Origin of the sequence: Pectobacterium hainanensis, assembly GCF_046237015.1 — a bacterium.
In the GTDB taxonomy this organism is placed as follows: Bacteria; Pseudomonadota; Gammaproteobacteria; order Enterobacterales; family Enterobacteriaceae; genus JBJYIN01.
Genome location: NZ_JBJYIN010000001.1, coordinates 115,408 through 139,678 on the forward strand (window position 1 = coordinate 115,408; position 24,271 = coordinate 139,678).

The window sequence follows — 24,271 nt, forward strand, 5'->3', positions numbered from 1 at the left end:
ATCAATTTTTGCAACACCGTTAAAAATAGCAAGATTTTGACACAATAGAAAACGGAGTTATCGGTAAAAAAAGGCTTTTACTTAAGTAAATTGACAAAAATAGCGGGAAGAATACGATAAAAATCTGAATGATAAGATCACAAATCGCATTTCTAACAAAAACGCCAGATATTTCCTAATCTGGCGTTTTTATTCGCCCTATCAATTTCCCCCAACGTCATGCCTGCGAGAGGACAACGCCGGGAAGAAATAGAGAAGACAATACGTTATTCCAGCCATTCCGTATGGAATACACCTTCTTTATCAGTACGTTTATAGGTATGTGCTCCAAAGTAGTCACGCTGAGCCTGAATCAGGTTAGCCGGTAACACCGCGGAACGATAGCTATCATAGTAAGCGATAGCAGCAGAAAACGTTGGCGTAGGAATACCTTGCTGAACCGCGTAAGACACGACATCACGCAACGCTTGTTGATACTCATCGGCCGCTTTCTTGAAGTAAGGCGCTAACAACAGATTAGCAATATCGGCTTTCTGCTCGTAAGCGTCCGTAATTTTCTGCAAGAATTGTGCACGAATAATGCAGCCAGCACGGAAAATCTTGGCGATTTCCCCGTAGTTGAGATCCCAGTTGTTTTCTTCTGATGCGGCTTTTAGCTGAGAGAAACCTTGCGCATAGGAAACGATTTTCCCCAGATAAAGCGCACGGCGCACCTTTTCGATGAATTCGGCTTTATCACCCTTGAACGGAGTCGCCGTCGGGCCTGTTAATACTTTAGATGCCGCAACACGTTGAACTTTCAGAGAAGACAGGTAACGAGCGAAAACAGACTCTGTGATCAAGGATAGTGGTTCTCCCAGATCCAAAGAACTCTGGCTGGTCCACTTGCCGGTACCTTTATTCGCCGCTTCATCCAGAATGACATCCACCAGATATTTTCCATCTTCGTCTTTTTTGGTGAAGATATCTGCGGTGATTTCGACCAAATAGCTACTCAGTTCCCCTTTATTCCATTCGGAGAACGTCGCGGCCAGTTCGTCATTACTCAAGTTTAACGCCTGCTTCAGCAATGCATAGGCTTCGGCAATTAACTGCATATCACCGTATTCGATGCCGTTGTGAACCATTTTCACATAGTGACCTGCGCCATCTGCGCCAATATAAGTCACACAGGCTTCGCCGTCTGCGCGGGCAGCAATTTTCTCCAGGATCGGCGCAACCAGTTCATAGGCCGCCTTCTGTCCACCCGGCATAATGGATGGCCCCTTCAGTGCCCCTTCTTCACCACCAGACACCCCTGTGCCGATGAAGTTGAAACCTTCGGCAGACAGTTCGCGGTTACGGCGAATCGTGTCTTTATAGAAAGTATTACCGCCATCAATAAGGATATCGCCTTTTTCCAGATACGGTTTCAGCGATTCGATGGTTTTATCAGTCGCTTCTCCGGCCTTAACCATCAACAAAATACGACGAGGTTTTTCCAGGGATTCAACAAACTCTTCAACGGTATAATACGGCACCAGTTTTTTGCCTGGATTTTCTGCAATCACTTCGTCAGTTTTATCTGAAGAGCGGTTAAAAATGGAAACAGTATAGCCGCGGCTTTCAATATTCAGCGCCAGATTGCGCCCCATCACCGCCATACCAACAACGCCAATTTGCTGTTTGGACATTAAAGCAACTCCTGTCTGAAGGATAACCTGCCTGTGGCTGCAAACGCGCGAATGCCAATCCCACAAGCAATTAAAAACAGGCCAACATGGTAACTCAGCTTTGCGTGAGTGGGTAGTGATTGGTTTGATAGTCGAAATCCGTCGTTTTACTGCATCACATCCGTTGCTATACCGGCAACGTGATAACGTTTACCGACAATGTAATAACGTTTATAGGCCATGCAAGAACCTTCGATTATTTCAAAATAAACCGTTATTTCAAAATAAACAGCCGTTGCAATTCGCGTCGGTTACGAGCCCCCGTTTTACGGTATAAGTTCTTCAAATGTGACCGTATCGTATTCACACTCAGATTAAGCTGTTCACCGATCTGTTCGTTATTCATGCCAACACCCACCAACCCCGCTACCACCTGTTCGGCAGGGGTAATTTTCCGTTTTCCCTCCTCTGACGGTTTCTGACGAGCGGCAGGATATTCTTTCAACAATGTGGCATAAAGCATTCGGGCAAAGATACGCGTTTGAGCCAGTTGAGCTTTGATACTAATGCTTTCATTGGTTTGATTTTTACTCGACTGTTGAATGCCCCACACGGCCACTGGCAGTCCTAACGAACGGATCACCGACACCATCGTCACCCCGCCCACGCCCACCAATGTCGGCGTGACATTAAGCTCTTTTTCTATGGCATCGGAAAGCAGGCGAATGACAGGAGAATTTCCTGGCGTAATCGGCGCATCCGGCGTGATTTCAACATAGTCAAAGGCAAACGCCACCTTTTCTTGTTTTTCAATCAGCTTCGCCAATTGCTGGAGGTCATCCATCACCGGTTCTAGTGCACAATTTGGCATTAAGCGAATATCTAAATAAAACACAAAATTCGCCGGGACATGATTCAGGCCAGTACAGTTGGTTTCCGAATGCGTCGGTGTAATCGTTGACGTAGGTGGAAAAAAGAAAGGATCAGGGCAAGCATAGCGCCGACGCACATGTTTCAGGCGGGAAATAAATCGAGCAGCAGCTTCGAAACAATTTGGTCCTTCGCTAAAACCAGCATGATATTCTCGCCCACGCACATCAATACGCACCCAGGCATTACGTTTCTCGCCAATTTCAATAATACTGCCATTCTCATTACCATAATCCGGCACAACCACCAAATCATCAGTACGAAATAGGTTCGGCGACTTATTCAAAATATGACCAATTCCTTTGGTATAGTCCGTAATCCCGGCACTGGTAAACACCACACCAATTCCCATCGGCGGCGTAATTGCCAGTTGTTTTATCGCTTTTAGCAATAACAACGCCGAGACAATGCCCTGATTATTATCCTCCACTCCCCGACCATAAAGACGATCACCATCAATACGCAGTGTGAAAGGATCACTCACCCAGTTTTCCAATGGCCCCGGCGCAGCAACATCCATGTGAGTCACTAGCCAGAGCGTCTGCTTACACCCCGATGGGAGGTAATGCGCCACGAGGTTCGGGCGTAATTTATTATGAGCCTGAACATCCAGAGCATCCATTCGCTGTACCCGGCATAGCCCATTGTGATAAAGCCAGTTTTCTATCCAGCGCGCTTTGATTTCCTCACCTTCACCACCGTGCTCAGGGTTAATCGCCGGACGACATACCAGTTCACGGTGGAGCCCCACCACTTCACCTTCCTGCTGCGCAAGAAAATTTAACATTTTATTCATAATAAGATGGCCATCGCAGAAAGAATGAAAGGTATCAATATCAATATATTGGATAACACCACACCGTTTTACCGTGATCGTCCACATGGTGTAAATATAAAAAATCAGAATCACCCTACTAAACCGCATTTTTCCTTTTTCAGGAGGTGAGCCACGCTTAAAGAGAAGAAAAAAACATTAAAAAACAAAGAATAAATAAATTTCAGGGGGTGATATTTGTTGCTCACCCCCTCACGCTTTACGACAAATTTCATCACCATATCATCGGTAATTGTGCATAAGTTCGACGTTCTGTTTTTCAGGGGGGTGAACACTAAATCAGATAAAAGGTGATAGGAATAGTCCGATTTTTGGATAATCTAAATACTAAAGGGAAATAGAATGTCTGGAAGGAACGTAACAGAAAAAAATGCCCATCGCGTGGATATCGAACCGGGTAGCGGTTTAATTTTTCAATAATTAAAAACCGCTCTTGTTATCTATTTAACTATTGCTACAAATTCATATCAATAAAGTGGCTGAAGGATAAAAAATGAAAACACCACTCATTATTATTAGTCTTACCAGTGGATTGCTTATCAGTGGATACGCTATGGCTGATATCGACGAAAAACGCCAATATTTTTATCAGGACAAATTAACCGGCAGTATTGCATTAGGTTTTTTAGCGGGGGAGTCTCATGAATCAATTTATCACCCTCATAACGGAGGGAAAAAGGCCAGTGAACTCGACTGGAAAATTGATAATGCCGTGATTCTAAAAGGTGACGTGAGCTATGATATTTTCCCTCGTTTCAGTGCGGGGTTACGGGGGTGGACAACGCTTTCTTCTGGCAATGGCACCATGGATGATTATGACTGGATGGATAATAGCAAATCGGGTTGGTCACACTGGAGTCACCATGAGAAAACTGACCTCAATTATGCTAACGAAATTGACCTAAACATCATTGGCTGGGTAATTAAAGAACCGAATTACAAGATTGGCGCCACGTTAGGTTACCAGAGAACCACATTTAGCTGGTCGGGATACGGTGGTTATTTTAACTACGATAATGGCAATGATATTTTTACTCTTCCTGACAATTATAAAATTTTCGGTTATCAACAAAAATATAGTATGCCCTATATTGGTCTTATCGGTTCGTGGCGCTATAAGGATATTGAACTCGGTGGATTAGTTAAATTTAGTCGTTGGGTCCAAGGAAAAGGTAATGATGAACACTATGACAGAAAATTAACTATCCGAAATAAAGGCAATAACGCCCAACATCTCTCTGCGACCATAAGTGCAGGTTATTACATCTATCCACAAACTAAAATCTATGCGGAAGCCGCCTACAGTCGTTATGAAGAAGCAAAAGGTGGAATGGAGTGGAGAGAAGGTGGATATACGGATTACTACGACGGTGATTGGAACGGATTAGATAATAAGTACTATACGCTCTCTTTAGGCATTCAACATCGATTCTAAATATCAATATCAGAAAATATGTAATTAATCACTCAATGAATTTAAAAATGGCACTACCGCCATGAATTTAAACGACAAAATGAGGAGAAATACATAATGGTAAAATATAAAAAACCTGTTTTTATCAATCAGCTTCTATCAGATAATGCGGTAAAAACAGCAAGTAAATTTATAGCCTATAAGACCTGGGATGATCCTCACTTATGGCTTGCAGAAGTGATTGATAATGGAAACGCTTTTTTTCACTGGCATCAGGGGAAAAAGGCAGAAGGCCATAAAGACGCGGTTATTAACTACATCACTGCTGATGGTACAAAATGGCAGGCAACAATTAAAAATTACGAATTCTTTCACGCCCCGAATGGCGAAACCGCAAAAGGCCATCCGGACACAAAAATTGCCTATATTAGCGGCGATAACCGCGCTTATGAAGGCAGCTTTGCTGAATGGTACGATGAATAGCTGGAACAGCCAATCATCATAAAATAACGCTAAAGGAGACACCAGTCGTGTCTCCTTCCTTAAACTCGCTACAACGGTTACTTCTTCAACAACGCTTTAATACTTTCTTTAAATTCCGCGCCGAATTCCGGGTTACGCAACCCATAAGAAACAAAAGCCTGCGCATAGCCCAGTTTACGACCACAGTTAAAATTCTTACCCGCCATTTGCACCGCATCAACCTGTTGAGTAGGAAGTAAATCAGCAATCACATCGGTAAGCTGAATACGCCCCCAGGCTCCTGGCACCGCTTTATCCAACAACGGCCATGCATCTGCCGTTAAAACATAACGGCCTACTGCAGAAAGATCTGAACCGGTCGCAGATGGCGCTTCCGGTTTTTCAATCATGGACGTAATCGCCGCAGCATCGCCAGCCTGTACTAACTGAGTTGCCGTTTCCACAACCGAGTATTCCGGTAAAACTTCATAAGGACGATGTTTCACCAATACCTGACTGCGTCCGGTTTCTTCAAAACGCGAAATCAACAACGCAAGATTCTCTTTGCTTTGATCGGCTGTGCTTTCATCCAGAACCACGTCCGGTAACACCACAACAAACGGGTTATCGCCAATAATCGGCTTCGCGCAGGACACCGCATGCCCTAATCCCAGCGTTTCCCCCTGTCGAACGTTCATGATCGTGACACCTTTCGGACAAATTGACTGGACTTCAGCCAGCAACTGACGTTTAGCGCGTTCCTCAAGCAAGGATTCCAGCTCAAAAGAGGTATCAAAATGGTTTTCGATCGCGTTTTTAGACGCATGCGTCACGAGAACAATTTCAGTGATCCCCGCACGAACGCACTCATTAACAATTTTTTCAATCACCGGACGATCGACTATTGGCAACATCTCTTTTGGAATTGCTTTCGTCACGGGCAACAAATTCATCCCTAAACCTGCGACAGGGATAATCGCTTTCAATGATGTCATGAATTGACTCTCTTCAATTTAATTGTCTCGATCTGGCCGATCGTTTCACCTGGCAACGCAATCCGGTCACGTCACGCATGACGCTAAGATTACACCTAATCTGGATCAAAGCGATCTCACGAATAGACTTTTTCTGACACATCGGACAATTCTGGTACGGTTCGTCCATAACAAGAGAACCAAAACTGATTATTGGTAAAGACATGGCAGCAAAGCTGCCGGGTAAAATGCGACGAACATCACATGCTAATGTGACCTGCCTCTCTTCTTTTTGGCAATACCACTGCCAATTGTAGGTAATGTAAGCAAACCTTCGCCATCCACATCTCCGCTCACCTCCCATGTATATGATGATCATTCGGGGTGAAATGCCCCCTCTTTGAATGAGGAAAAACGTGTTTCATATGGCTAATTGACAATAATAAGCCAATTGGAGGGTGATTACTTTCTTCATATTTACTCCAGGGGGTGAGGAATAAATCAGAAAAGGGGTGATGGACATTAGATTATTTCTTATTAATCTGTGAGTAGTAAAAAGCATACCCCCGCATCAATATCTTTTCGTTATTCAGAAACAGAGATTAATGAAACAGGTTATCTTTTTACGACTGTACCCAAAATAATACGAGTTGCAGACACCTCAACCACTCATTAGCGCACAGCAATGCAAAATCTATTGGGTATATATCAGACAAATAATAAGGATGCTATCATGAAAGACATCGATAAAAAAATAGCTGAGCTCCATTATGATGAAAAAGCAATTTTAGCTTATACCGGAGAGCGTTTATCATCGTTCAAAGCAGTTGAAGGAACAAACGAAGGAAATGGTAAATATATTGTTGTAAAACGTGAAAGAAAAAGTATTCATAATGAAGGTGCAGACATTGCTGTCATCGAATCATTGAAAGACATTGTACATCCTGGCGCATTGTTACTCGCCAATGCCAGATTAATAGAAAACAATCCAACGTCACTAGTGGTCGCCCGTAAACCAATGACATTCAAAGTCGATCTCCCCGGTATGGGAAGCGAGGCTTTATTTACCGTCGATAACCCAACTAGCAATAATGTTGCGGCTAAACTCGATGAGGTACTTACATGCTGGAATGAGAAATACGCTCAAAAATATGAAATTGCAGCAAGAATGCATTACAACAGCGCAACGGTGTTCAATGAAAGTCAGTTATGTACACAGCTAGGGCTAGAAATAAAAGGTATTGCGAAAAAATTAAACATTGATTTTAGTTCAACATCAAAAAACAAACACTCTGTTGCCATCGCGACATTCCGTCAAATTTTTTATACCGTATCCACATCCTTCCCCCTACACCCCTCAGACTTGTTTGCTGATGAAGTGAGCTGGGAAGATCTCTCTCAAAATGTCGACAATAAAAACCCACCGTTATTAGTCAACAGCGTGGCCTACGGCCGGACAATCTACGTAAAAATAGAAACCAGCTCTTCGAATACCAATGTCAAAGCGGCGTTAGATGCGGCACTCTCCGGTAACAGTGCGAAAATATCCGCCGAACATAAAGCACTTTTGGAGAATGCACAATTCACCGTCTTTGTTCTGGGTGGCGGCACCTCAAAACATATCGGTCTTATTAGCGTGACCAATATCGACGACGTTAAGCGCGTTATTACTGAAAATGCGACCTACAGTAATCAAAATCCTGGTTATCCGATTGGATATAGCTGCGTTTTCCTGAAAAATAACCAAATTGCGCTAATCAACAGCACTGCGGAATATATTGAAACCACCTACAGTGAATATTCATCGGGCCAGATAAAACTCAAACATACAGGAGGATACGTCGCCCAATTCCGCGTCACCTGGGATGAAATCACTGGTTATACCGATCAAGGTCACCCGATAACTGTCGCCCGGGGATGGGGAGATAATCAAAAAGATCGCACTGCGCCATTCAATACCGTCATTCCACTCAATGGCAACTGTACCAATATCTCTATCTTTGCCAAAGAATGCACCGGACTGCCCTGGGAATGGTGGCGAACCGTGGTTGATTATCACAACGTGCCGCTGGTGCCTGAACGAACGGTACATATTTCCGGAACAACACTCCAGCCGAGTTCGAGTGTGACACCGGGAATCTAGTGCGAACGATAAGATAAAATTTCTACCAGAAATCATACCAATAGCGAATGGAACACCATCGCAATATCCATAAGGATCGATTTCATGAAAACATTTTCACCTAACGATTTGACTGAAGGGGATGTCCTGCTCTTTTCCCCCGAAGAAGGAAGCTTTATCTCATGGGCCATTACCTTTCTGACTAATGCTCCCGTTAGCCATGCCGCCATGCTGTATCAAAAAACACCGCTTACCATTATTGAAGAGAGTCCTCCTCAGGTCGCGGTTAATGACGCGCTTAAACGGTTTAAGGGACGTACCATTTATGTCTACCGGCATACAACCCAACAAAATTTATCGCCAGTCATCAATGCGGCGACAGAGCACCGAAATAACCTGGATCCCTATGATAATGCCAGCCTGTATATCGTAGGATTATTATTGCTGTATAAAAAAATCTCACTGCCAACACTTGCTCAGAAAGTCACCTTACGTATTTTGAAGAAGCTAACCGCAACCTTGACGCAGTTTCTGCAACAGCATAAAAACCCGGGAAAAATGCCGATGGTTTGCTCACAGTTTGTCGCTCAATGCTTTGAAGATGCAGGGAGCCAATACCAATTACATTTCGATCACCCACTACTGAAAGCAAGCCACAATAAAAACCTGTTAGACATGGCAGTAAAATTTATTGATCAGAACCCTATTCCTGTCATGAATAACGTTGGACTGACACCTGACAATACAATGACAGAAAGTGATGAAGCGCTGTGCGAAGCATTAAAACTCGCCATTGAAAATGGAATATCCAGCAACGATGCCGCTGATATTAACGCAGAATTAGTGCAAGCCATTGAAGCATTCGCCAGTATCAATGCAGCACTACTGGGTATGCCAAACGATGCGAACGCCTTAAGTGCCACACATCAATTGCAGGCTAATATGAACATGTTCGTTTTCCCCGGCGATTTGATGAACAGCACCAATCTGAAGGCGGTAGGAGAAATTAAGATCTAATTCGACGTTGAACCTATCGAATTCACTCACCTTATCTCTACCGGTCTTATTGCCCGGTAGAGATAGCTGGTTGCATGACGTGCTACAAATCGTTATGGGATGGGAAGATCGTAGAGTGCCGTTTGATGTATCGTCCTTGCTGATTTCCATCATTATTTCCCATTAAACATGTCGATAATTTCTTCTTTATTCATCTCATCAAAATTATCCGGGCTGAAACTTGGCCCTTCATGAAACCAATGTTTTCGGTAGTGGTAAGAGGAACGTTCTTAGCCACGGGTTTACCATTGCGGGCGATAACATAAGATTCTCCCGTTTCTGATACATGCTTGATAATTTTTGAGAAATTGCTTTTTGCCCCGTAGAGATTGATTTTTTGCACAGATCCTACAAAGAGTTGGTTAATCATAGCATTCCCATTGCTCCGTATCCCCTACGGACAGTTTCAATACGATGGGATATACTACCACCCTGATAACATCAACAGTTAATAAGACCTTAAAGGTGTAATAATGAAAGGTATCGTGTTAGCTGGCGGCACAGGTACTCGCCTCCACCCGATTACTCGCGGTATTTCGAAGCAACTGCTGCCGATTTATGATAAACCCATGGTTTATTACCCTATTTCCGTCTTAATGCTCGCGGGAATTCGTGAAATACTCCTCATTACCACCCCCGAAGATATGCCCGCCTTTCAACGCTTGTTAGGTGATGGTTCCCACTTTGGTATTCAACTCAGCTATGCAATCCAGCCTAGCCCCGATGGGCTTGCCCAAGCATTTATCATTGGAGAAGAATTCATCAACAATGATTGTTGTGCCTTAGTGTTGGGTGACAACATTTATTTTGGTCAGGGATTTGGTAAAAAGCTGGAAGCTGTTGCAGCGCAGGAAGAAGGTGCCACTATTTTTGGCTATCAGGTCACCGATCCAGAACGGTTTGGCGTGGTTGAGTTTGATGACAATTTCAAAGCACTTTCTATAGAAGAAAAACCCCTCGTACCAAAATCTAATTGGGCAGTAACCGGGCTTTATTTTTACGACAGGAATGTGGTGGAAATGGCCAAACAGGTCAAGCCATCACATCGCGGCGAATTGGAAATTACTACGCTCAGCCAAATGTATCTTGAACAAGGCAAATTAAATGTGGAATTACTTGGTCGTGGTTTTGCCTGGTTGGACACCGGCACACATGATAGCTTAATTGACGCTTCACAATTTATCCATACGATTGAAAAACGCCAAGGACTAAAAGTCGCTTGTCTGGAAGAAATCGCTTTCCGAAAGGGCTGGATATCCCGCCAGCAAGTTGAGGAAGAAGCAAATGGCATGAGTAAAACGCCCTATGGGCAATATTTATTGCAATTAATTGCTGAAAAGTGATATGTCACTTATTAGCGTTTGAATTTCTAAGACCACAATCATTAAGCCGAAAGTATTTGGTAATGCACTCAGGTTGTATTTGGTAATGCACTCAGGTTTTTGAAACATTTGAAAAAAAACGCTACCAGAAAATGGTAGATATCGATCTTGAATTTGTGCAAGACAATTATTCTCGCTCAGGTAAAAGCGTATTGCGCGGGTTACATTTCCAGAAAATCAATCCACAGGGGAAATTAGTTCGAGTGGTACGCGGGAAGTTTTCGATGTTGCCGTAGACATACGACTAGAATCGCCGACTTATGGTAAATGGGAAGGCCTCGTTCTGTCAGAAGAAAATAAGATGCAATTCTGGTTACCGCCGGGACTTGGCTCTGGTAATTACATCCTTGCTTGAGAAAGAGGCAGAAAGTGGAATTTACCACTACAGCGGGGATAAAGGGGGGATTTGGTATGAATTTTCTGAAGAAATTTTTAGCGTTGCGGAGCAAAAAACTATTATGGCTAAAATACCGACACTGAAACCAATAGCAACAGAGCAATATCCCACTCCAGCACACAGACCTGCTTTTTCAACATTAGCCTGCGGAAAGATGAAAAGGTTGGGTATTCGTTTATCTAGCTGAGAAGAAAGTTTAGCAAAAATCATTTTTATAGTAATCAATGTATTAGATCATAGTTCATCTGATCATCATACCCAGAGAAAAAGTGGAGCTTTCCGCAGACACAGAAAGCCTCCTACAAAAAAGATACCACGCAACTAAAACATTAATCAGAACCAAAAAGATCACGCGTATAGACTTTTTCGACAACATCTGAAAGTTCAGGTGTCATACGATTAGAGATAATCACATCTGATATTTGTTTAAATTCGTTCATATCACGAATAACACGAGACCGAAAGAACGAATCATCCTCAAGCACAGGTTCATACACTACAACCTCGATACCTTTAGCCTTAATACGTTTCATCACGCCTTGAATGGCGGAAGCACGGAAATTATCTGAACCAGCTTTCATCACTAATCGATAAACACCGACAACTTTAGGATTGCGCTCAATAATCGAATCAGCAATAAAATCCTTACGAGTGCGATTTGCCTCAACAATAGCGCAAATGAGGCTATTAGGTACACTGGCATAGTTTGCCAATAACTGTTTAGTATCCTTAGGCAAACAGTAACCACCATAGCCAAATGAAGGATTATTGTAATGGCCGCCAATACGCGGATCTAATCCAACACCTTCAATAATTTGTTTGCTATCTAAACCATGAATCTGAGCATAGCTATCTAGTTCATTAAAATACGCTACTCGCATAGCCAAATAAGTATTAGCAAACAATTTTATCGCTTCTGCTTCTGTTGAATCAGTAAATAATACTGATACATCTTGCTTAATTGCACCTTGTAATAATAAATTAGCAAACCGCTTAGCTCTTTCCGAACACTCCCCGACTACAATTCTTGAAGGATACAAATTATCATACAGTGCTTTTCCCTCACGCAGAAATTCGGGAGAAAAAATGATATTTTCACTGGCGTATTTTTCTTTTACCGATTTGGTGAACCCTACAGGAACTGTGGACTTGATTACCATAATCGCATCTGGATTAATCTCGATAACATCACGGATTACCGATTCGACGGATTGTGTGTTGAAGTAGTTAGACTTAGGATCATAATCGGTCGGCGTTGCGATAATGACAAAATCTGCATCTTGATAAGCTTCTTGCTTATCCAGTGTGGCGTAAAAATTCAGTTCTTTTTCACTTAAGAAACATTCTATTTCACGATCAACAATGGGAGAACGTTTATTATTCAATAAATCGACTTTTTCAGAGACTACATCTAATGCCACAACCTGATTATGTTGCGCCAATAGTATGGCGTTGGAAAGACCAACATAGCCTGTACCTGCAATTGCTATTTTCATTTTTTAACCGTTAAATTAACTGACAAAACATGAACGCTATTTTTAATAATAATTAAAAGGCTAACACTGATAAAAATCTCGATACCACTCTACAAACCGTGCAACACCTTCATTTACACCAACTTTAGGCCGATACCCTGTTACAGCAAAAAGATCATCTGTATCTGCCCAGGTCTGATAGACATCTCCTGGTTGCATGGGTAAAAAGTTTTTCTTCGCCTCGATTCCCAGTGAATTTTCTAATGCAGTGACAAAATCCATCAGCTTTACTGGACTACCATTGCCAATATTATAAACACGATACGGAGCAGAGCTATTTGCCGGGCTTCCTGACTCAGCATTCCAGTTTTCGTTTCGTTCTGGAATAACATCCAGAATACGTATAATACCTTCAATGATATCATCAATATAAGTAAAATCACGACTTAGATTGCCGTTGTTATAGATATCAATGGCCTCATTATTTAATATCTTTTTCGTAAATTTAAATAATGCCATATCCGGACGCCCCCACGGGCCATAAACAGTAAAGAAACGAAGTCCTGTAGTGGGAATACCATAAAGATGCGAATATGAGTGTGCCATTAATTCATTCGCTTTTTTCGTTGCAGCATACAATGAAACAGGGTGATCTACAGAATCGTTAGTCGAGAATGGGGTTTTTTCATTCAACCCATAGACTGAGCTGGAAGATGCATAGACCAAATGTTTTATTCTATGTTGACGGCAGCATTCCAGAATATTCAGGAAACCGACAAGATTGCTGTCTGCATAAGCTGATGGATTTTCTAATGAGTAACGGACTCCAGCCTGGGCTGCTAAGTGAATAACGTAATCGAATTTATTTTCAGAAAAAATTTTGTTTAACAAGTCACTATCATGAAGTTCACCATGAATAAATTTAAATTGCTCATTCCTCTGTATATTATTAACCCGCGAAAACTTTAAATTTTGATCATAGTAATCATTTACATTATCAAAACCGATTACATCATGACCACCTTGGCATAATACATTAGCGGTATAATATCCAATAAACCCGGCGACACCAGTAATTAATATATTCATCACATATTGACCTAAACAGGTAAGTAATTTTACCTCATCCTTTTATATAAAACTTTAGTAAATACTACAGGCATAAGGTGAAAGAAAAACCTAAAGAATAGAAAAAAAACATTCTTTATAGAACATCGACGCAAGGCAATCATATAATTAAATCTAAGAGCAACTTCACTCCAGGCTTTTTTTATCCCTTTCCTTCTAGATAAGGTTTTATCATTTAATCTGTAGTCCAAGAGAATCTCATTTACATTACCTAATTTGTATCCATTGAGTATTAAGTTATACCATAGCGCCATATCCTCGCTAAAACTTGTATTTACTGGATAACGATAGCCATTCTTGAATACGGAAATTCTAAACATGACAGTAGGATGTATAAAAGGACATCTAGCAATACTGTAATCGACCAAATCATCATGAAACATGGGGACCTGTTTTTTTTCTAACGCATATTCAGAATTAAACTCTCTACATAACCCCCCACAAATATCCACATCTTGATTATCTTTAAAATAAGATATTTGCTTGTACAATCTATCATTTCTAGATATATCATCACTATCCATTCTAGCCACAAAATCATAATTATTAGACACAGCGACATCAATTAGGCTATTCAAAGCATATGCTAAACCATTATTAGTTTCAGAAGGAAAAATCTTTATCCTTTTTTCATTTAAGAAAAACTTCAATATCCTATCTAACTCTTCAGAAACGGCCCCATCTCTATAAATAAAAATATCACAATATACAGATTGTGATAACATACTATCTACAGCCAATTTAAAATCATCAGGGGCATCAGAATAATAAACTGACATTATAACCACAATTTTATCAGTCATAACAATCACTCATAATACAACATAGAGCATTAAAATTAAGAAATAATATATTAGTGACACACTAACCCCAATATAGATAAAAATCAGCAAATCTTGGTATAGTGAAGGTAAAGAAGTTAAATTAAAAACCAGTATAAATGTATTATTGATAGCATTTCATGCTTATAATAGAAAAGCTGCTATCGCGACTTATTATATGTTTTTATAAACAAAAAAAACAAAAATGCAACAAATAACATAACAATAAAATCAATAATCATAGAGCCAAAACTTCTTCGTATAAAATAGGGTCCTTGCAGAATGAAATTTAACATTACTGCATTTTTGAAAACTGTTAATTTTATGTATTTAAGAGAATATCTTATCAGCCCTCCTCCTAAAAGAAGAATAATAGTTCCCAAAGGGGAAAAATACATACTTGAATTAGAACCGTACCGAATCCCGTCAGCAATAATATCATCAGGAAGGCCATAATTAGCAATAATCTCAATCACCCCATCAGACCCAATAATACTCTTCATCAATGGAATTGATTCTGAAAGTAAAACCCACACAGAAAAATCTAACGAATAAGACAAATACGCACATATATATATAGGATTCAAATGAATAAAAAAATAACTCAAACTATCTAATGCACCTTGATTTGCAAATGGTATAATGCCAGCCCTCAATGGCTGAAGAACATAAATTAAGAAAACTATAGCTAATATTGAACCAAAGAATAATTTATTATAATTGAACCCGGATAATAATTTAACGCTCCAAATTATCAATACCATAATGACAGGGTAGCGATCATAATTAAATATTAGCTGCATGCATGCAATAAAGAGTAAAATAACAAATGTTATATTATATGGCATACTTCTACTTATGCATAAGACAAATAATGGGAAAGCGAATATTGTCACATAGCTAATGGGGACGTAAAAATATATAACAAACAGTACTATTGCACATATATCTGATGAAAATGATTTTGACTCTCTAAAGATAATAGTATATTTAACGGAACTTAGCATCCATATGATGCCACTGCCTAACATAACATGACCAATGAATAAAACAAAAAGTTCGTTTTTAGTCACGAAAAATGTTTTAAAAAAATGGAAACTCAAGCCACCATATTCCAACGATAGCAAATAAGGAACCAAATAGAACACAAAAGGTATAATAAAATAAAAAAACACAATGAGTTTTTTATAATTATATTCTATCTTATTCATAGTCTCTTCCTGATCCTGATAAGTGTTTTTCATTCTTTAGTGTAAAGTAATTCTTGCCAGCGTGAAAGAATATAACCCTCATCAAAGTCAACAATAGCCCTTTCTCTATTCTTCAATCCAAGATTATATCGTAATTCACTATTCATGCTAAAAACTTTATCGATTGAGCTAATAAATGCATCAATATTCTCATCACTCCAATCAAAGACAAATACTCCTGGGTAGTCTTTAATTGAATTTGAATCAGGCCGAGAACAAGCAATAATAATACATCCTTGAAGTAAAGCTTCAACAAGAGAACGCTGTAATCCTTCTACTCTAGAAAATGACAAGAAAATATCACCACATATATAGTTCTTATATGGGAATTTGGTTATTCCATGATAAATTATATTAATTTCATTTAATAATTTATTATTAAGTTCATGCTCACTCCCTAATCCACCATATACATTGATTTTTTTACCTTGGGCACAATGAGATATTGCAATTACTCTGTCAGCACCTTTCCTAGATGAAAATGTACCTGTAACATGAATGTTAGGCTCTACATTATCTCCCTTGGTGATAATATGATTTTTTACATTAAAGGAATTAGGTATAACGTAATAATGATAAGAGCAGAATTCTTGTTTTACTAAATAAACAATTTTAAATTTAGTTTTTTTTAAAAACAAAGACTCAAAATATCTTGTAACATATTCTCTAGATGAGATTTCATTTACGTTCGTATTAGCCCTTCTAACATAGAACACATTATAGTTCATAGATAAAAATGGAATAAAAAATGGTTGAGTTATGATTATTTTAACATCTTTATTCAGGAAAAGCATAAGATTTATATTAAAATTAAACAATATTAAAAGAAAAAAAATCTTTATTTCTCTAAGAATATTATATATTAAACCATTCTTTTTAAACGGAACTCCAATTTCATTTTTTACTATCAGATCTCTATTTTTTTTCTTGCTGTTAAAATATAAATTACGAGTAGCCATTACATTATTTTTTTTAGATAAAATATTATGTAATTCTCTCATCGAAGATGGAGGGCCTATAAGATCCGTATATTTCCCCATATATGCAACATATATGTCACAATTTTTCACTTTCTTGTATATCTCAGAAAAAATCTTGAGCATTAATACCTTCTTATCATATATCGTAAACTAAAAAACACACATGCTCCAGAAAATGAGCACTCGGCCCAAACTACCCACCATGTAAAAGAAATAATGTTTACGCTATTAGTTATATACAGGATCAATAAAAAAGACATTGAAATGACATTGCAAAACAATAAAGTATGCCCGTACAGTTTATCAGCTCCGCACTTAACTAAGTAACTAGAACCAAACGTTAATACGAATGGTACTGATATTAATATTAATAACATTATGTGATACACACGAGTGAGCTCAACTGAAATTGCCTCGCCGACAAAATACTTCAAGATAATGTCATCAAATATATAAAACATAAAGAAAACAAAAATAAAGGTTAAAAAATGAAAGAAAAACAACGTCATGACAGACTTAAACTCATTTCCTATCTTAGAAAAAAAATATTGATTTATTATTATCATAGGTATTTTACAAACATTAACTATTTTTTCGCATATATCATAAATCGCAGCTTCTGTATACCCAATAAAATAACCAACGAGAAATCTAGCTGCATTTGTCTGCAATTGAGTCAATTTCCCGAGAAAAAGAAAAAGAGAAACTGAAAAATATTTCTTAAATTCAACCCAACTTATAATAAAATCAAAACACTTCATTTTATACATCACAATCAAGTGATGTACACAATAAGAAGATGATAACGAAACAGAAACAAAGGTTATTAGAGGAATAAAATAATAATCATCTTCTTTTCTTATAAAGATAAAAAACAAAGCTATTAATGTAATTTTTTCTATAAGCATAGAAAAGAATTGCAATCTAAAATCACCTTTAGCCATAAAGTAATGCGTCGGCATCATAGCTATTGATAAAAAAGGGTGAATACTAAAAACAATCAATAGTGTCGTCATTATGTTATTAGAAAATAAAAGAGAAGCCATCATCCATATAATAACACACACAAAACACACATATGCTTTTAATAGTGTTGGGATTATAATAGCTCTTTTTATTTCTTCATTGCTATTAGCAAATAAAACTTCTTTTGATGCATAGGTTTCCATATTTAAACTACAAAAATTAGCAATAAATGAAGATAGACCTAGCCAGAACGTAATTTCCCCATAATTATTAAACCCTACTGTTTTTATTAAGAAAGGATATATCACCAATGGTGCTAAAAACTGGATTATTCTAGTATAAACTAAATAACTAAAAATTTTAAATGATTTTATATTCATTTCCAATATCTATTTCTTTAATCATTGAAATTAGTATTTTTTGTTTTTTGCTAAGCCTTAAATTCAATATTGAAACAGGAAGTATATAATTTTTAGCATCTGATAAAAACTCAATATTCAGGGAACCAGTAGATAAAAAAGAGACCACCACTTTTACATTTTTATCTATGACACAAGCTTCCTCGATTAGTCCATCAAACTGAAAAAAATCTGATGAAATATATTCATTACCTGATAACTCAACTGGATGTAATTTTATTAGGAAATCCAACCCCTCGTCATTAGCAATTTTTTTCAATCGGTTAATAATACTTGAATATTCACCATGCGAAATGATACCTAACTGGACTAATGGTTGAGATATAAAAATCATTGTACCATTTTTTAATTTAGGTAATGATGACAATGATTCATTAAATATTTTTTTAATAGATTCAATATATCTTTTATTTATTTTTAATGTAAGGGGATCAAAAAGAGAAAACGAACTACTTTTGAATAAATACCCAGCCATTTTTTTTAAGAGAAAATTTATACCAGCAAAAAACACACATAAGGAGTAATCATTTACTTTTTTCTCTCTCTTATAGGCACCGATATATGTAAATATATCCCCATACATACCAAGACCATCTGATATAATAAAGGATTTCGAATAAGGAAAACTTAATTTAATAACAATAGATATATTATTCACATAAACAAAATCAAACTCCCTATTAAAAAAAACAGATTTACCTTCTACATTTAAATCATTAACAATGTCTTTTTCCCTTGTTGCTTCTTTAACTTCAACACCCATTTTTTCTGCAAAATCCAAGTACCTTTTATATATCTTGTCATCACCCCAATAATTATATTTATATACAATGGCTTTTTCATATATAAATCTCACTTCATCATATAAAGCCAAAAAATTTATTAGCTGATACGAAGATGATATTTTTATCCCCACTAACGTCTTTTTTTTCATTTGGTTTTCATCAAAGAATGATAATATTAAAAGTAATATAATTTAACTATAAAAGACTTCATTATATAATTATACCATACATCAATTTTATATATTTCAAGAAATGAAAATATAGAGAAACACTTCTGACGGCACTCTTTTTACCTTAAGCTAACACTGTTCTATTTTTACATCCCCTCTATACCTTGGGGTGATTAAGGTATGTTTATTAATTTTTAAACTCTACTTTATGCCTAATAACAGAAAATCATATTTCTTCAAGCGGATTTCATCCACTTTTTAAGTGCAAAACATAATATTTAGTATAAAAATACGTTTCTCATATTTTCCCTAGCATCATACTGATGATTGTATCACCGAGATAAGAATGTCAGTACCTCACACATTACCAAAACACGCCATCGCGACAAATCTAATTAACGATGTTAACTTTCATTATCACTATAGCTAGTTGAGTTATGACAGAAGAAATATATTTTTTCCCGTTTATTAAACATAATTAGTTTATTCAACAAATCTAAGAGGCTGTCCACTAAAAGATAAAAATTTGATTTACTCACCCAAAAAACTCACGTTTGACTGGCTGGTTTTTCTTTATATTTTTAATTACTGGCTTACCAATCAATTCATCCCAATACTTCGGAGCTAATCCAAATCCCGGTCTTACACTCCGAATGCAAGTTTCATCAATAATATCGCCTGCTTTCATATTTTTTATAAAATAGAGAGAACGCCGGAACTGAACGTTACCTTGTTCACTAGATTTTCTAGCATAATTAACTCCACCTAACGCCTGCCAAGCAGTCTTAGCACCTTGACACAATTCTTTCAACCCCGCGGGTTCTAATGAGAAACTATCATCAGGGCCACCGCCATTACGATCCAATGTGAAATGCTTCTCAATAATTCTAGCCCCCAACACCACACTTGCAATGGCTGTCGTATTATCCAATGTATGATCCGATAATCCCGTCAATACATTAAATCGTTGTGCCATGTCTGGAAGCGTTCTAAGATTATAATCTTCCGCTGGCGCAGGATAGCCACTCACACAATGTAATACCACAAGTTGCTGGCATCCATTTGATCTTGCTGCATCAACAGCCTCCTGGATTTCTTCCGCATCAGCCATACCCGTTGATATAATCATCGGTTTACCTGTTTGAGCAACATACTTTATCAAAGGTAAATCAACAGCTTCAAAAGACGCTATTTTATAGGCCGGAGCATCCAAACTTTCTAATAAATCAACAGCACTAAAATCAAACGGTGAGCTAAAAATAGTAATATTCTGTTCTTTAGCAAAATCAAAAAGAGGTTTGTGCCATTCCCATGGCATGTGCGCTTCCTGATATAAATCATAGAGTGTTCTGCCATGCCACAATCCACCATTAATAGTAAACTCAGGTCCAGTAGCATTTAATGTGATAGTATCAGCAGTGTAGGTTTGCAATTTCACTGCGTCTGCTCCTGCTTTCTTTGCTTCTTCAAGAATTTTAAATGCAGTCTCTATTTTACCATTATGATTAGCTGACATTTCGGCAATAATATAAGGAAGTGAATTTTCACCAATAAGTCTATTATTAATTTTGATATCTTTCATTATTTAATTCCCTATATACTCTTTTTTTAGCAGACCAAAAAGGAAAACATCATGAAACTTGCCATTAAGAAAAAAATGTTGTCGCAAACAACCTTCTCTACTGAACCCTAGATTTTCATGAAATTTAATAGAACGAAGATTATACCCTAGCACTTCACCAAATATTTTTTCAGCATGAATAACTTCAAATGCATATTTAATGGAACTCTCGCCCAGATGTCGACCAATACCTTTAGGTCCTTCTGGTGACATATAAAATCCCCATTCCCATACATTATTTGAACTTAGTTTTCTGAAGTTAATGAAGCCACACTCAACATCATTATGGATATAAATCAAAAAAATCTTGTCAACTTTTTTTAATTCATTAAAAAACCAATTTTTATGTTCTTCTAAATCAATTTCACTCTGATTAAACATCCACTCTCTTATTTTAGGATGATTTCGCCATCGCCAAATAAGTTCAGCATCGTTCTCAGTTGCAAGACGAAGCCTATTGTCAGAATCTATTTTCTTCATAACGACCTGTTTCTAGAGTTAATAGAAATGACTTATTACTTTTTCAACACCGAGGCCATCGACTAAAGCACAAGCTTTTTGGCTCATATCGATAAGGTTTTCTGCATTCAGTGTGATTAAATGTTCTTCAATGCAATACCAGCCTTTTTCTATCGCAACAGCGGCGCCTAACTTAGTTAGGTGCTTAGCTATATCTTTTTGATTCTCAGCTAACACAACGAGGATTGTAGGCAATCCTAAGCAGCATCGTTCCCATGATGTACTTCCTGCGGCTCCAATGGCCAAATCTGAATTGGCCATTAACTCAGCCATATTATCAACACCGCAGAGCACCTGCGTTTGGTAAGGCATTTGATTCGCTTTCTCTATAACACACTGGAGATGTGGCGCAGTTTTCCCCATCACAACCGTAATACTGATTTCCTTGTCCAATACATTACTTTTAGCCAAGGCTGACAATATGCTTTCTGTGATATTATCTTTATCCACCCCTCCCAAGTTGACCAGAACTTGCTGAATATTGTTAATTTTGGTACGTCTTTTCAAACTAAAATCACGCCAGTGGCTAAATTCTGGACGCAAAAGTGCATATTTAGGTCCGATGAGTAATTGGCAATATGCCGGAACTAAATCACGGTAATCATTAGCCTTACGACCGACACTCTGATCAATAAGAATATCAGCGCAATGAGGCCTATCAGCCAAATCATCAATAACGCAGATTTTCGCTGTATATTCTCTGGCATATTCTTGCCAAATAGCAGTTAATGCATAGTGATCAACGACAATCCAGTCAGGCTGATAACACTCAATAACGCTCCTGCTTTGTAAAAAGTCTACTTTTTGGCTCACCGTTAACCACATACTATGAGCATAACTCGGCTCTTGAACATTCTGTTCATCGTGTTCAGGTGCACATAGCAGCGAATATGCAATCTCATTTTTTTCAAGAACAGCGCCTAAATGCCCAGGAAGGTCGCGACAAATAAAATAAATATCATGACCTGAACGACGTAATTCATCAGCCAATGTGATACATCGCATTATGTGGCCACTGCCTATATCAATAGATGCATCTGCTCTAAAAAGATATTTAGCCATGATTGCTGCTTTGCCGTAAAACTTGAAACATTAACTCAGCCCTATCCCAATCTTCCTGTGTATCAATATCCTGAACACGATGACGGGGAAGTACTATTGCAGTGGAATAGCTATTAAAAATAGGTTTTTCTTCCTTCCATGCTTCTGGTCTCCCCCAATAAAACTGACCAGCATCATGAAAAGCCTCTTCCAAATCCTGAGAACGCATTTGAAATGTTTCAGGTTGGAACATACTGACGCCATCATCTACATTTTTCTTTAATGCACGCTGTATAGGAAAAGCATAGGTTGTAACAGAAAACACATAATCAGATTGTGTCTCTTTAAGCCTCTGATAACCGTTGCGGATATCAGAGGCAGACAAAAAAGGCGCTGTTGCATAAATGCAGCAAGCAGACTGGATGATAGACTCACGCTGTAACCATGTGACTGCATGACTCATCACCTGCCCTGTCGTCGCGTAATCATTTGATAGCTCATCAGGACGCATAAAAGGGATCTCTGCACCATATTGACAAGCGATATCCGCAATTTCGTAGTCATCTGTTGAAACAATGATGTTATCAAAACACTCGGATGCCTTTGCTTGCTCAATTGACCAAGCGATCATTGGCTTACCGCAAAACAATTTAATATTTTTACGTGGTATACGTTTGCTGCCACCACGAGCTGGAATAATCGCGACTTTCATTGAGCGAGGGCCTGACTTAAAACATTAACAACATGTAGTTGATCTTCCTCGGTTAATGTTGGAAACATTGGCAGGCTAATCGCTTCGCGGTAATAGCGCTCAGCTTCAGGGAAATCACCTTGTTTAAAACCCATATTCTGATAATAAGGCTGTGTATGTACGGGAATATAATGCAGGTTTACGCCGATACCATTCGCACGTAAATAATCAAAAACTGCCTTGTGCGTAGTCGTAATCAACTCAAGGTTTAAGCGAATCACATAGAGATGCAAACCAGAATAAGCTTTCTCCGTGTGATATTGAGGGGTATATACAGGTAGATTAGCTAACAATTTATCGTATTTCTTTGCAATATGATGACGCTTAGCCACAAACTTGTCTAAGCGATCCATTTGGGATACACCTAACGCCGCCTGCAGTTCAGTCATTCGATAGTTAAAGCCTAAATCAATCTGTTGGTAATACCATGAACCATCTGGTTCATGCGTCATTTTTTCAGCATCACGTGTTATACCGTGACTACGTAATAACGCCATTTTATCCGCCAACCTACCATCATTGGTTAGCACCATTCCCCCCTCCGCAGTGGTAATAATCTTAACCGGATGAAAACTAAATACTGTAATATCACTATACTGACATGAACCAACAGGGCGTTCTAAATAATGTCCACCAATAGCATGAGATGCATCTTCAATAATTTTAAAATTATATTGTTTCGCTAATTGTTGGATTCTCTTTACATCACAAGACAAGCCACATAAGTGAACTGGAACAACAACTTTAGGCAACCGTCTTTCTTTTTCTGCTACTGCCAGTTTTTCGGCTAACTTGTCAATATCGATATTATATGTTTCAGGATCAACATCGATAAAATCAACGCTTGCTCCACAATATAAAGCACAGTTCGATGAAGCAACAAAGGTAATTGGCGTCGTCCATAACCAATCACCTTTGCTAAGCCCTAGGGCAAGACAGGCTATGTGTAAGGCCGACGTTGCACTGTTCACAGCTAATGCGTGTTTCACTTCACAATAATCCGCCACTCTTTTCTCGAAAGCAGGGACATAAGGACCTTGTGTTAGAAAATCTGACTTCAAAACAGAGATAACTTCATCAATATCTGCCTGATTGATATCCTGTCTGCCGTAGGGAATCAT

At 38.4% G+C, this 24,271-nt stretch carries 22 protein-coding genes and 1 pseudogene; 7 read left to right on the top strand and 16 right to left on the bottom strand.

The window, feature by feature from the left end; translation table 11 throughout:
- Positions 1-266 precede the first annotated feature (266 nt).
- Together gnd and ACKPVM_RS00690 are read right to left on the bottom strand one after the other, a co-directional pair.
- The gene (gnd, locus tag ACKPVM_RS00685) at positions 267-1,673 is read right to left on the bottom strand and encodes an NADP-dependent phosphogluconate dehydrogenase (protein WP_409306229.1); all 1,407 of its coding nucleotides are present in this window, start codon (positions 1,671-1,673) and stop codon (positions 267-269) included.
- 253 nt (positions 1,674-1,926) lie between these two features.
- Positions 1,927-3,378, bottom strand: coding sequence for a M20 family metallo-hydrolase (locus tag ACKPVM_RS00690; protein ID WP_409306230.1), 1,452 nt, complete (start codon positions 3,376-3,378; stop codon positions 1,927-1,929).
- A gap of 532 nt (positions 3,379-3,910) precedes the next feature.
- Between ACKPVM_RS00690 and ACKPVM_RS00695 the strand changes: the two genes are divergently transcribed.
- The gene (locus tag ACKPVM_RS00695; RefSeq protein ID WP_409306231.1) at positions 3,911-4,852 is read left to right on the top strand and encodes an omptin family outer membrane protease; all 942 of its coding nucleotides are present in this window, start codon (positions 3,911-3,913) and stop codon (positions 4,850-4,852) included.
- Positions 4,853-4,948: 96 nt separating this feature from the next.
- Entirely contained in the window at positions 4,949-5,314 is a 366-nt protein-coding gene (locus tag ACKPVM_RS00700) for a DUF4751 family protein (RefSeq protein ID WP_409306232.1), read from the top strand.
- 77 nt (positions 5,315-5,391) lie between these two features.
- On the opposite strand, the gene ACKPVM_RS00705 is transcribed toward ACKPVM_RS00700, so the two are convergent.
- Positions 5,392-6,288 carry a sugar phosphate nucleotidyltransferase gene (locus ACKPVM_RS00705; RefSeq protein WP_409306233.1) on the bottom strand — a complete coding sequence of 299 codons (897 nt, stop codon included), beginning with the start codon at positions 6,286-6,288 and terminating at the stop codon, positions 5,392-5,394.
- A 712-nt stretch (positions 6,289-7,000) separates the two neighbouring features.
- On the opposite strand from ACKPVM_RS00705, the gene ACKPVM_RS00710 reads away from it, so the two are divergent.
- A complete protein-coding gene (locus ACKPVM_RS00710) occupies positions 7,001-8,410 on the top strand; it encodes a thiol-activated cytolysin family protein (RefSeq protein ID WP_409306234.1) in 1,410 nt (469 codons plus the stop codon).
- Positions 8,411-8,494: 84 nt separating this feature from the next.
- On the top strand, positions 8,495-9,406 hold the full coding sequence (locus tag ACKPVM_RS00715) for a hypothetical protein (protein WP_409306235.1): 912 nt from the start codon (positions 8,495-8,497) through the stop codon (positions 9,404-9,406).
- A 190-nt stretch (positions 9,407-9,596) separates the two neighbouring features.
- Here ACKPVM_RS00715 and ACKPVM_RS00720 read toward each other — a convergent pair whose 3' ends face one another.
- The gene (locus ACKPVM_RS00720) at positions 9,597-9,815 is read right to left on the bottom strand and encodes a type II toxin-antitoxin system Phd/YefM family antitoxin (protein WP_409306236.1); all 219 of its coding nucleotides are present in this window, start codon (positions 9,813-9,815) and stop codon (positions 9,597-9,599) included.
- Positions 9,816-9,918: 103 nt separating this feature from the next.
- Between ACKPVM_RS00720 and rfbA the strand changes: the two genes are divergently transcribed.
- From rfbA to ACKPVM_RS00735, 3 genes and pseudogenes are all read left to right on the top strand, one after another.
- Positions 9,919-10,788 (top strand): glucose-1-phosphate thymidylyltransferase RfbA, encoded by an 870-nt coding sequence (gene rfbA / locus ACKPVM_RS00725; protein ID WP_409306237.1) that lies wholly within the window; start codon positions 9,919-9,921, stop codon positions 10,786-10,788.
- A gap of 22 nt (positions 10,789-10,810) precedes the next feature.
- Positions 10,811-11,179: pseudogene (locus tag ACKPVM_RS00730) on the top strand (dTDP-4-dehydrorhamnose 3,5-epimerase family protein); the annotation flags it as partial.
- On the top strand, positions 11,088-11,411 hold the full coding sequence (locus ACKPVM_RS00735; protein WP_409306238.1) for a sugar nucleotide-binding protein: 324 nt from the start codon (positions 11,088-11,090) through the stop codon (positions 11,409-11,411). The pseudogene ACKPVM_RS00730 and the gene ACKPVM_RS00735, both read left to right, overlap by 92 nt.
- Positions 11,412-11,553: 142 nt before the next feature.
- Here ACKPVM_RS00735 and ACKPVM_RS00740 read toward each other — a convergent pair whose 3' ends face one another.
- The 12 genes from ACKPVM_RS00740 to pseC all read right to left on the bottom strand — a co-directional run bounded on the left by ACKPVM_RS00740 (position 11,554) and on the right by pseC (position 24,271).
- Positions 11,554-12,720: a nucleotide sugar dehydrogenase gene (locus ACKPVM_RS00740; protein WP_409306239.1), complete on the bottom strand. Its 1,167-nt coding sequence runs from the start codon at positions 12,718-12,720 to the stop codon at positions 11,554-11,556.
- Positions 12,721-12,780: 60 nt separating this feature from the next.
- Positions 12,781-13,788 (bottom strand): NAD-dependent epimerase, encoded by a 1,008-nt coding sequence (locus ACKPVM_RS00745; protein WP_409306240.1) that lies wholly within the window; start codon positions 13,786-13,788, stop codon positions 12,781-12,783.
- Positions 13,789-13,817: 29 nt separating this feature from the next.
- Entirely contained in the window at positions 13,818-14,630 is an 813-nt protein-coding gene (locus ACKPVM_RS00750) for a glycosyltransferase (RefSeq protein ID WP_409306241.1), read from the bottom strand.
- Positions 14,631-14,809: 179 nt separating this feature from the next.
- Positions 14,810-15,859 carry a hypothetical protein gene (locus ACKPVM_RS00755; RefSeq protein ID WP_409306242.1) on the bottom strand — a complete coding sequence of 350 codons (1,050 nt, stop codon included), beginning with the start codon at positions 15,857-15,859 and terminating at the stop codon, positions 14,810-14,812.
- A gap of 29 nt (positions 15,860-15,888) precedes the next feature.
- Positions 15,889-17,001: a glycosyltransferase gene (locus tag ACKPVM_RS00760; protein WP_409306243.1), complete on the bottom strand. Its 1,113-nt coding sequence runs from the start codon at positions 16,999-17,001 to the stop codon at positions 15,889-15,891.
- A complete protein-coding gene (locus ACKPVM_RS00765; protein ID WP_409306244.1) occupies positions 17,001-18,224 on the bottom strand; it encodes an oligosaccharide flippase family protein in 1,224 nt (407 codons plus the stop codon). Before ACKPVM_RS00765 ends, ACKPVM_RS00760 begins: the two co-directional genes overlap by 1 nt.
- Positions 18,205-19,197: a polysialyltransferase family glycosyltransferase gene (locus ACKPVM_RS00770; RefSeq protein WP_409306245.1), complete on the bottom strand. Its 993-nt coding sequence runs from the start codon at positions 19,195-19,197 to the stop codon at positions 18,205-18,207. The genes ACKPVM_RS00765 and ACKPVM_RS00770 overlap by 20 nt, the downstream gene beginning before the upstream one ends.
- A gap of 556 nt (positions 19,198-19,753) precedes the next feature.
- Complete coding sequence (gene pseI / locus ACKPVM_RS00775) at positions 19,754-20,800, bottom strand: pseudaminic acid synthase (protein ID WP_409306246.1); 1,047 nt, start codon at positions 20,798-20,800, stop codon at positions 19,754-19,756.
- Between the two features lie 3 nt (positions 20,801-20,803).
- Positions 20,804-21,319: a UDP-4-amino-4,6-dideoxy-N-acetyl-beta-L-altrosamine N-acetyltransferase gene (gene pseH, locus ACKPVM_RS00780; RefSeq protein WP_409306247.1), complete on the bottom strand. Its 516-nt coding sequence runs from the start codon at positions 21,317-21,319 to the stop codon at positions 20,804-20,806.
- A gap of 18 nt (positions 21,320-21,337) precedes the next feature.
- Positions 21,338-22,420 (bottom strand): UDP-2,4-diacetamido-2,4,6-trideoxy-beta-L-altropyranose hydrolase, encoded by a 1,083-nt coding sequence (gene pseG / locus ACKPVM_RS00785; RefSeq protein ID WP_409306248.1) that lies wholly within the window; start codon positions 22,418-22,420, stop codon positions 21,338-21,340.
- Positions 22,413-23,111, bottom strand: coding sequence for a pseudaminic acid cytidylyltransferase (gene pseF, locus ACKPVM_RS00790; RefSeq protein ID WP_409306249.1), 699 nt, complete (start codon positions 23,109-23,111; stop codon positions 22,413-22,415). The genes pseG and pseF overlap by 8 nt, the downstream gene beginning before the upstream one ends.
- Positions 23,108-24,271, bottom strand: coding sequence for a UDP-4-amino-4,6-dideoxy-N-acetyl-beta-L-altrosamine transaminase (gene pseC, locus ACKPVM_RS00795; RefSeq protein WP_409306250.1), 1,164 nt, complete (start codon positions 24,269-24,271; stop codon positions 23,108-23,110). The genes pseF and pseC overlap by 4 nt, the downstream gene beginning before the upstream one ends.

What these genes read in the sequence shown, in the direction of transcription:
- gnd (WP_409306229.1), bottom strand. Translation starts at nt 1,673, where the DNA reads ATGTCCAAACAGCAAATTGGCGTTGTTGGTATGGCGGTGATGGGGCGC.
- ACKPVM_RS00690 (WP_409306230.1), bottom strand. Translation starts at nt 3,378, where the DNA reads ATGAATAAAATGTTAAATTTTCTTGCGCAGCAGGAAGGTGAAGTGGTG.
- ACKPVM_RS00695 (WP_409306231.1), top strand. Translation starts at nt 3,911, where the DNA reads ATGAAAACACCACTCATTATTATTAGTCTTACCAGTGGATTGCTTATC.
- ACKPVM_RS00700 (WP_409306232.1), top strand. Translation starts at nt 4,949, where the DNA reads ATGGTAAAATATAAAAAACCTGTTTTTATCAATCAGCTTCTATCAGAT.
- ACKPVM_RS00705 (WP_409306233.1), bottom strand. Translation starts at nt 6,288, where the DNA reads ATGACATCATTGAAAGCGATTATCCCTGTCGCAGGTTTAGGGATGAAT.
- ACKPVM_RS00710 (WP_409306234.1), top strand. Translation starts at nt 7,001, where the DNA reads ATGAAAGACATCGATAAAAAAATAGCTGAGCTCCATTATGATGAAAAA.
- ACKPVM_RS00715 (WP_409306235.1), top strand. Translation starts at nt 8,495, where the DNA reads ATGAAAACATTTTCACCTAACGATTTGACTGAAGGGGATGTCCTGCTC.
- ACKPVM_RS00720 (WP_409306236.1), bottom strand. Translation starts at nt 9,815, where the DNA reads ATGATTAACCAACTCTTTGTAGGATCTGTGCAAAAAATCAATCTCTAC.
- rfbA (WP_409306237.1), top strand. Translation starts at nt 9,919, where the DNA reads ATGAAAGGTATCGTGTTAGCTGGCGGCACAGGTACTCGCCTCCACCCG.
- ACKPVM_RS00735 (WP_409306238.1), top strand. Translation starts at nt 11,088, where the DNA reads ATGGTAAATGGGAAGGCCTCGTTCTGTCAGAAGAAAATAAGATGCAAT.
- ACKPVM_RS00740 (WP_409306239.1), bottom strand. Translation starts at nt 12,720, where the DNA reads ATGAAAATAGCAATTGCAGGTACAGGCTATGTTGGTCTTTCCAACGCC.
- ACKPVM_RS00745 (WP_409306240.1), bottom strand. Translation starts at nt 13,788, where the DNA reads ATGAATATATTAATTACTGGTGTCGCCGGGTTTATTGGATATTATACC.
- ACKPVM_RS00750 (WP_409306241.1), bottom strand. Translation starts at nt 14,630, where the DNA reads ATGACTGATAAAATTGTGGTTATAATGTCAGTTTATTATTCTGATGCC.
- ACKPVM_RS00755 (WP_409306242.1), bottom strand. Translation starts at nt 15,859, where the DNA reads ATGAATAAGATAGAATATAATTATAAAAAACTCATTGTGTTTTTTTAT.
- ACKPVM_RS00760 (WP_409306243.1), bottom strand. Translation starts at nt 17,001, where the DNA reads ATGCTCAAGATTTTTTCTGAGATATACAAGAAAGTGAAAAATTGTGAC.
- ACKPVM_RS00765 (WP_409306244.1), bottom strand. Translation starts at nt 18,224, where the DNA reads ATGAATATAAAATCATTTAAAATTTTTAGTTATTTAGTTTATACTAGA.
- ACKPVM_RS00770 (WP_409306245.1), bottom strand. Translation starts at nt 19,197, where the DNA reads ATGAAAAAAAAGACGTTAGTGGGGATAAAAATATCATCTTCGTATCAG.
- pseI (WP_409306246.1), bottom strand. Translation starts at nt 20,800, where the DNA reads ATGAAAGATATCAAAATTAATAATAGACTTATTGGTGAAAATTCACTT.
- pseH (WP_409306247.1), bottom strand. Translation starts at nt 21,319, where the DNA reads ATGAAGAAAATAGATTCTGACAATAGGCTTCGTCTTGCAACTGAGAAC.
- pseG (WP_409306248.1), bottom strand. Translation starts at nt 22,420, where the DNA reads ATGGCTAAATATCTTTTTAGAGCAGATGCATCTATTGATATAGGCAGT.
- pseF (WP_409306249.1), bottom strand. Translation starts at nt 23,111, where the DNA reads ATGAAAGTCGCGATTATTCCAGCTCGTGGTGGCAGCAAACGTATACCA.
- pseC (WP_409306250.1), bottom strand. Translation starts at nt 24,271, where the DNA reads ATGATTCCCTACGGCAGACAGGATATCAATCAGGCAGATATTGATGAA.